Source organism: Streptococcus sp. E17BB, from assembly GCF_041807725.1.
Classification (GTDB): domain Bacteria; phylum Bacillota; class Bacilli; order Lactobacillales; family Streptococcaceae; genus Streptococcus; species Streptococcus entericus.
The window spans coordinates 1-6,448 of record NZ_JBGTZC010000061.1 but is presented as its reverse complement, the minus strand read 5'-3'; the positions used below and the strand labels follow the sequence as shown (position 1 = coordinate 6,448).

The following is a 6,448-nucleotide window of genomic DNA, read 5'->3' as shown; positions in this document are numbered from 1 at the left end:
AGGGACTCCCTGCAACAGGCGATGTTCACACAGCTCTAGCTGCTGTCGGCGCAACAGCCCTCTTATCAGCCCTAGGCTTAGCCGGACTGAGAAGACGAGCTAGGTAAGTTAATAAAAACTAGATTAGTCATGAGCCAGTCTAGTTTTTTAGCAAATACACATTTAAGTTAGAAAACCTCAATTATGTTATAATAAAAAAAGATAGCTATTCAAAGCAGTAGTTTCAAAGGAGGATATTGTGGACATTAGACTGGCTTTCCCGAGTGAAGTTAATCAAATCATGGAAATTATTGGCGATGCGAGACGCCATATCGCTGGCTATGGGAGTGACCAATGGCAGGGCGCTTATCCTGACCGTGAAATCATTGTTGAGGATATCTTGCAAGGCTATGGTCAAGTTGCTGTGGTAGACGGTCGAGTAGCAGCCTATGTTGCCATGATGGGTCATGAGCTAGCTTATGACTGTCTATTGACAGGGAGTTGGAGACAGCCTGATAAAACTGATTATCTTACCTTTCATCGGATAGCGGTCGCGGAGGCCTTTCGTGGGCAAGGAGTCATCTTGGCCCTCTTGGAAGGTTTGATGGAAGTCCGTCAAACCAAAACCTTTCGTGCGGATACCCATCCTGCCAATAAAGCGATGCAGCATATTTTTACCAAGCTAGGATTTCAACAGGTAGGTATTGCTCAGTTACCAGATGGTGAACGGCTGGCTTACGAAAAGGTAGCTTCAGAAAAAGGGTGATGGTCTTTGCCTATGGCTGATCCATTTGACCAGTATAACGGTCTTTTGGCATAGTTACAATTCATTAGATTTAGACTAGGGTAAATAAACTTCTGGACAGATAAGCAGAGTGGCGGTCTACTACACAAGTATTCACTCACAAACTTCCAGCAGGTCTGCTGGTTAGCACTCAAGAAAATTACCGTGTCAGCGATAGCACTCTCGAGTAGTAGCTTTGGCTGCGATTTACCCACAGGATAGTCTTATGAATGAAGAAATTAAAAAAAGGAGCAGACAGATGTTGTTTGGAGGAATAGACGAAAAGGAAAGCAAGCGTGTGGAGAAAGAGGCGCGCAAGAAGGCTAGAGAGGCTCTTCGGGACCGGTTTGAAGTCACCTACTTTACAGTTCCTAGTGATAGTTTGGTGGGAACCTATAGTGTGCTGGTAGACAAGGAGACAGGCGTAGAGTATCTGTCAAATGGACATGGGCTGACGCCGCTTTTAAACGCAGAAGGCAAGCCAAAGGTGCGCCCGTGACTCTTGTCAAAGCTTGCTATGTGTCGCCCATCGGTGAACTTTCTTTGGTAGCTGATGAGACAGGCTTAGTCGGCGCTTGGTTTCTGGGGCAAGCTCACTTTGAGCGAGGGATAAAAGAGCCTGTAGAAATGGGAGATTCTGTCATCCTTCTGCAGGCAGTGGAATGGCTGGAGAGCTACTTTGCAGGCGAGGTGCTCGAAGTAGCTGTTCCCTTATCTCCTCAAGGTACTGCTTTTCAACAGCGGGTTTGGTCGGAGTTGGCAACCATTCCCTATGGACAGACCTGTACTTATAAGGCCTTAGCAGACCGCCTGCAATGCCGCTCTAGCCAAGCTGTTGGTGGAGCAGTTGGGAAAAATCCTCTGTCCATCTTCATTCCCTGTCACCGTATATTAGGAAGTGATGGGAGTTTGACGGGTTACGCAGGAGGCTTGGAGCGAAAAAGTTGGCTGTTGGCACATGAAGAAAGGATCTCCAAATCAACTGACTAGCTCGGCTATGAGACAACAGAAAGGAAATATCATGACCTATCTCTACTATGAATACCCTAAATGCAGTACCTGTAAGGCTGCTAAGAAAGAGCTGAACCAGCTGGGTGTGGCGTTTGAAGCCATTGACATCAAGGCAACACCTCCGACAGCAAGCCAGCTCAAGGAATGGATGGCAGCGACTGGATTGGAGCTAAAGAAATACTTTAATACCTCTGGCAACAGTTACCGTACCTTGGGGCTCAAAGATCGTTTTGACAGTCTGACGGAGGAAGAAGCCTTGGCTTTGCTAGCGGCAGATGGCATGTTGATCAAGAGACCACTCCTCATCAAGGATGGGAAAATCCTGCAAATCGGCTACAAAACATCTTATGAAGAATTGGGGGTGCAGTAAGATGAGCCGTATCTACCAGATGAGTTTTGCTTCGGTCTACCAAGCCTTGGTCAATAAGGTGGAGCGAAAAGGCCATGCAGGTGCTGATGTCGCCCGAGTGACCGCTTGGTTGACAGGCTATAGCATGGAAGAAGTGAGCGATTTTCGTCAATCAGAAGTAACCTTTGGTGATGTCTTTAGACAGGCTCCTGCCTACCATCCAGACCGCACTTTGATTACTGGCAAGATTTGTGGGGTGCAGATTGAGGAGATTACAGATCCTCTTATGCAGGAAATTCGTCGTTTGGACAAGTTGGTGGACTGGCTGGCCAAGGGAAAAACGGTGGAAGAAACATTGGCTAAGTACACCGCTAAATAATAAAAATTGAGAGTGGGACAAAAATCGGTCATTCGTCAGAATTCGATGAGTCGTTAGTCCACCTCCGCACAGTTGAGTAGAGCTGTAAAAACTGATAAAATCAACGAATTAGAGCCAACTCGACCATTGTGCCTTGCTTGAAAATTAAAAATCACTTGAGAGGTTAGGACTTTTGTCCCAACCTCAATTTATTTATACTTGAAAAGTAATCCTGCCAGAGCAGCTAAGGCTCTTGGTTGAAGGCTCGCATTTTAGTTATAGCTAAAAACTATAACCAGCTCCATAAAAAGACTATTATGCAAACTATTTTTTGTCTGTTATAATAAATTCATCTTAAACATTAACCAAAAAGGGAGAGATGAAATTGTAAAAAAATACTTTGAACATGTTGGTAGTTTTTTGCGACCAGAGGCGTTGAGAGTAGCTCGCTAAGAGTTTACAGCAGGTAAAATTTCTGCTGAGGAGCTTACAGCGATTGAAGATGAGGCCATCACAGAACTCGTCGATAAGCAGATTTCGGCTGGCTTGGAAAAAGTCACAGACGGTGAGTTCCGTTGGCTTTACTGGTACTTGGATTTTTTCTGGGGATTTAATGGTATCGACCATATCCAGGCAGCCGAGGGCTATAAGTTCCATGACGAGACGACCAAGGCTGACTCGGCCATCCTTTCTGGGAAAATCACCGGGCACAACCATCCGTTTGTTGAGCACTACAAATTTCTGGCTCAGCTGGTTGAGGGACGAGGTGTCGAAGCCAAATACACCATTCCAGCTCCTTCTCAGTTCTATTTTGAGTTGATTCGTGATGCTGAGCATGTGGCCAAGTTACAAGAGATTTACCCTGATGTTGAGGAGTTGCGTCGAGATATCCAGGCAGCTTATTTACAAGTGATCAATGATTTGGTTGTAGCTGGTCTCAAGACCCTGCAGGTCGATGACTGTACCTGGGGTGTCTTGGTTGATGACAACTTCTTAACGGCTTGGGGTGCCCTTCAAGGACAAACAAAGGATGAGGTGCGTGAGAGCCTTGCTCAGCTATTTTTAACCCTTAATAATGACGTCTATGAGCATGTGCCGGCTGGGCTTTTGGTCAATACCCATGTGTGTCGTGGGAATTACCACTCAACCTGGGCTTCTCAAGGGGGCTACAACCCAATTGCTAAGGAACTTTTGCGGACGAAGCAGCAAAGACCTACTTCCTTGAGTTCGACAACGAACGTTCAGGTGGTTTTGAACCATTGGCAGAATTCAAAGACCCTGAAAAGGTTGCGGTATTGGGGTTGATTACTTCAAAATTCCCAGAATTAGAAGACAAGGCAGCGCTCATTGAGCGCATCAAGGAAGCTAGTCAGTATATCTCGCTGGAGCAGCTCTGGATTTCTACCCAGTGTGGCTTTGCCTCAACGGAAGAAGGCAATATCCTGACTGATGAGGACCAGTGGAATAAGCTGAAACTGGTCAAAGAGGTTATTGACGAGGTTTGGGGATAGGACAGGAGGAATTACAGATGACAAAAAAATATTTTGAGCACGTTGGGAGCTTTTTGCGTCCTGAAGAATTAAAAACAGCTAGAGCCCAGTTTGCCGCGGGCGAAATCAGTCAAGAAGAGCTGACGGCTATCGAGGATCGTTTAATTACTGAGTTGGTCGATAAGCAGGTGGCGGTCGGTCTTGAGAAAATCACGGATGGCGAATTCCGTCGTGCCAACTGGCATGTGGATTTCTTCTGGGGATTTGAGGGCATTGAGCGGTCTCAGTACGGTGAGGGGCTATATTTTGCTGGTGTCGAGACCAATGACGACTCGGCGATTGTCACTGGTAAAATCAGCTTTAACAAAGCAACTCATCCCTTTATCCAACACTACCGCTTTATCAAACAGCTCGCTGATGAACGAGGAGTAGAGGCTAAGCTGACTATTCCAGCCCCAGCCCAGTGTTTGATTGAATTGCAGCGCGGTAGCAATCTCGAGAAGGCTTTAGCAGTTTACCCCAACCCAGCTGATCTAGCACAGGACTTAGCAGCGGCTTATCGTCAGGCTATTCTAGCTTTTTATGACGAAGGGGCTCGCACCATTCAGTTGGATGATTGTACTTGGGGAGCTATCATGGACGATGAGTTCTTCCAGTCTGTCATTAAAGGCGTGGACAAAGATTTCTTGAGAGAGAATTTCTTGCGAATCAATAATACCGCCATCGTTGACCTGCCAGAAGACCTGCAAATCAATACTCACGTTTGCCGAGGCAATTACCAATCCACCTATCTGACTTCTGGCCCTTATACCCCAGTAGCGGAAACCCTCTTTGGTCGTGAAAATGCGACAGCCTATTTCCTAGAGTATGACAACGACCGTTCTGGTGGCTTTGAACCGCTAGCAGAGTTCAAAAACCCTGACAAGGTGGCTGTCCTAGGTCTTGTGACGACTAAGGACGGTAAACTGGAAGACAAAGAGCAGCTGATTGCCCGCATCAAGGAATCTAGCCAGCATATCCCGTTGGAACAGCTCTGGTTGGCAACCCAATGTGGTTTTGCCTCAACAGAAGAAGGAAGCATTTTGACTGATGAGGACCAGTGGAACAAGCTGAAACTGGTCAAAGAGGTCATCGATGAGGTTTGGGGCTAATGAATACCCGTCGTCTGGCTCAAATTGCTTTACTATCAGCCCTTAGCGTAGCGCTTCGCTACGCTTTTGGCGCTTTTCCAAACATCAAACCAATCACCGCCATATTTCTCGTCCTATCCATTACCCTAGGTCTAGCAGATAGCCTGATGGTGATGGCATTGACCATGGTGGTCACCTCCTTTATTTTTGGTTTTGGTCCTTGGGTGCTCTGGCAGCTACTGGCCTACGGGGTGGTTCTATTTTTGTGGAAAATGCTGTGCTACCCCTTAACAAAGTCTTTAAAATCTGCTACAATAAGAGGAGTTGCTCAATCCGTTCTGGCTGGGCTGATGGGGATTTTATACGGTCTGGTGATTGATAGTGTGTCTGCCTTGTTCTACCAAATGCCAATCTGGGCTTATCTGCTCAACGGTATTAGTTTTAACCTGGCGCATGCGATCTCAACAGCCTTATTTTATCCGATTATTGTTACTATTTTTGCTCGACTAGAGCAACTAACCCACTAAAGGAGACCTCCCATGAAAAAACGACTATCATCTATCCTTGCCTTGATGGCAGTGCTCAGTTTGACAGGCTGTGCAGCTGTGCGATTGGAACAAGAAAAAACGATACCAACAACAAGTCAGGTGTCAGAACAAATGGTACAGCTGGTCGTGAAGACTGGCGAAACACAGACAGAACAATCGGTTCCACTCAAAGAGGGCGAGACAGTACTTGACCTCTTGAAAGCTCATCACGATGTTGAAGAAACCGATGGCTTTGTTACGGCCATTGACGGTGTTAAGCAAGACGAAGCTGCTAAACTTTACTGGATGTACAAGGTCAACGATGTGATGGCAGATAAATCTGCGGCAGAACTGACACCAAAAGCCGGGGATGTGATTGAATTTTACCAAGAAAAATTTTAAATCGTTTTATCGCACCCGATCGGTGCGATTTTTTAAGGTTGTGTAATACTTGACGAAATNAGACCGTCTTCAGTTGAAAAAATACTCACCAAAATTGCGTAAGCACGTGATTTTTACTGAAGTTAAATAAGACAATCTACAAAAAGCCCAGCTTCCTTCTTGAACCGCACCCCAAAAGTTAGACAGATAATCTAACGAATGGGGTGCTTTTTTATGAAATTGAGCTACGAAGATAAATTAAATCTCTATGAGCTAAGAAATAAAGGGCTGACGTGGCCCCAACTTAGCCAAGCTTACGATATTCAGATTTCCAACCTCAAATATATAGTAAAGCTTATGGATAGGTATGGAGTCGAGATTGTTAGAAAGGGTAAAAATACGTATTATCCTCCCGAGTTAAAACAAGAAATCATGGATA

9 protein-coding genes and 3 pseudogenes are annotated in these 6,448 nt (G+C 45.7%); all 12 read left to right on the top strand.

Translation table 11 applies throughout. The features are described 5' to 3' along the window. A partial coding sequence (locus tag ACERC7_RS10310; RefSeq protein ID WP_373666721.1) for an LPXTG cell wall anchor domain-containing protein occupies positions 1–107 on the top strand: 107 nt, incomplete at its 5' end. Between the two features lie 131 nt (positions 108–238). Continuing rightward, positions 239–745 (top strand): N-acetyltransferase family protein, encoded by a 507-nt coding sequence (locus tag ACERC7_RS10305; RefSeq protein WP_373659121.1) that lies wholly within the window; start codon positions 239–241, stop codon positions 743–745. A 244-nt stretch (positions 746–989) separates the two neighbouring features. Next, entirely contained in the window at positions 990–1,262 is a 273-nt protein-coding gene (locus ACERC7_RS10300; RefSeq protein ID WP_373660643.1) for a DUF6440 family protein, read from the top strand. Beyond that, positions 1,259–1,753, top strand: a complete 495-nt coding sequence (locus ACERC7_RS10295; protein ID WP_373660644.1) for a methylated-DNA--[protein]-cysteine S-methyltransferase — start codon at positions 1,259–1,261, stop codon at positions 1,751–1,753. The genes ACERC7_RS10300 and ACERC7_RS10295 overlap by 4 nt, the downstream gene beginning before the upstream one ends. 31 nt (positions 1,754–1,784) lie before the next feature. Beyond that, positions 1,785–2,144: a Spx/MgsR family RNA polymerase-binding regulatory protein gene (locus ACERC7_RS10290; RefSeq protein WP_373666879.1), complete on the top strand. Its 360-nt coding sequence runs from the start codon at positions 1,785–1,787 to the stop codon at positions 2,142–2,144. Then, positions 2,122–2,502 carry a DUF2200 domain-containing protein gene (locus ACERC7_RS10285; RefSeq protein ID WP_373660645.1) on the top strand — a complete coding sequence of 127 codons (381 nt, stop codon included), beginning with the start codon at positions 2,122–2,124 and terminating at the stop codon, positions 2,500–2,502. The genes ACERC7_RS10290 and ACERC7_RS10285 overlap by 23 nt, the downstream gene beginning before the upstream one ends. A 363-nt stretch (positions 2,503–2,865) precedes the next feature. Then, a pseudogene (locus ACERC7_RS10280) lies at positions 2,866–3,992 on the top strand (5-methyltetrahydropteroyltriglutamate--homocysteine S-methyltransferase). A 17-nt stretch (positions 3,993–4,009) separates the two neighbouring features. Next, complete coding sequence (locus ACERC7_RS10275) at positions 4,010–5,122, top strand: 5-methyltetrahydropteroyltriglutamate--homocysteine S-methyltransferase (protein WP_373666878.1); 1,113 nt, start codon at positions 4,010–4,012, stop codon at positions 5,120–5,122. Next, positions 5,122–5,628, top strand: a complete 507-nt coding sequence (locus ACERC7_RS10270) for an ECF transporter S component (RefSeq protein ID WP_373659127.1) — start codon at positions 5,122–5,124, stop codon at positions 5,626–5,628. Before ACERC7_RS10275 ends, ACERC7_RS10270 begins: the two co-directional genes overlap by 1 nt. A 12-nt stretch (positions 5,629–5,640) precedes the next feature. Continuing rightward, a complete protein-coding gene (locus tag ACERC7_RS10265; RefSeq protein WP_373660648.1) occupies positions 5,641–6,030 on the top strand; it encodes a DUF4430 domain-containing protein in 390 nt (129 codons plus the stop codon). Between the two features lie 61 nt (positions 6,031–6,091). Then, positions 6,092–6,160, top strand: a pseudogene (gene rpmG / locus ACERC7_RS10260) (50S ribosomal protein L33); the annotation flags it as partial. A gap of 83 nt (positions 6,161–6,243) precedes the next feature. After that, positions 6,244–6,448: pseudogene (locus ACERC7_RS10255) on the top strand (IS3 family transposase); the annotation flags it as partial.

Bases quoted from the DNA above. Each gene is read 5' to 3' on its own strand.
- ACERC7_RS10285 (WP_373660645.1), top strand. From the start codon at position 2,122: ATGAAGAATTGGGGGTGCAGTAAGATGAGCCGTATCTACCAGATGAGT.
- ACERC7_RS10300 (WP_373660643.1), top strand. From the start codon at position 990: ATGAATGAAGAAATTAAAAAAAGGAGCAGACAGATGTTGTTTGGAGGA.
- ACERC7_RS10290 (WP_373666879.1), top strand. From the start codon at position 1,785: ATGACCTATCTCTACTATGAATACCCTAAATGCAGTACCTGTAAGGCT.
- ACERC7_RS10275 (WP_373666878.1), top strand. From the start codon at position 4,010: ATGACAAAAAAATATTTTGAGCACGTTGGGAGCTTTTTGCGTCCTGAA.
- ACERC7_RS10270 (WP_373659127.1), top strand. From the start codon at position 5,122: ATGAATACCCGTCGTCTGGCTCAAATTGCTTTACTATCAGCCCTTAGC.
- ACERC7_RS10265 (WP_373660648.1), top strand. From the start codon at position 5,641: ATGAAAAAACGACTATCATCTATCCTTGCCTTGATGGCAGTGCTCAGT.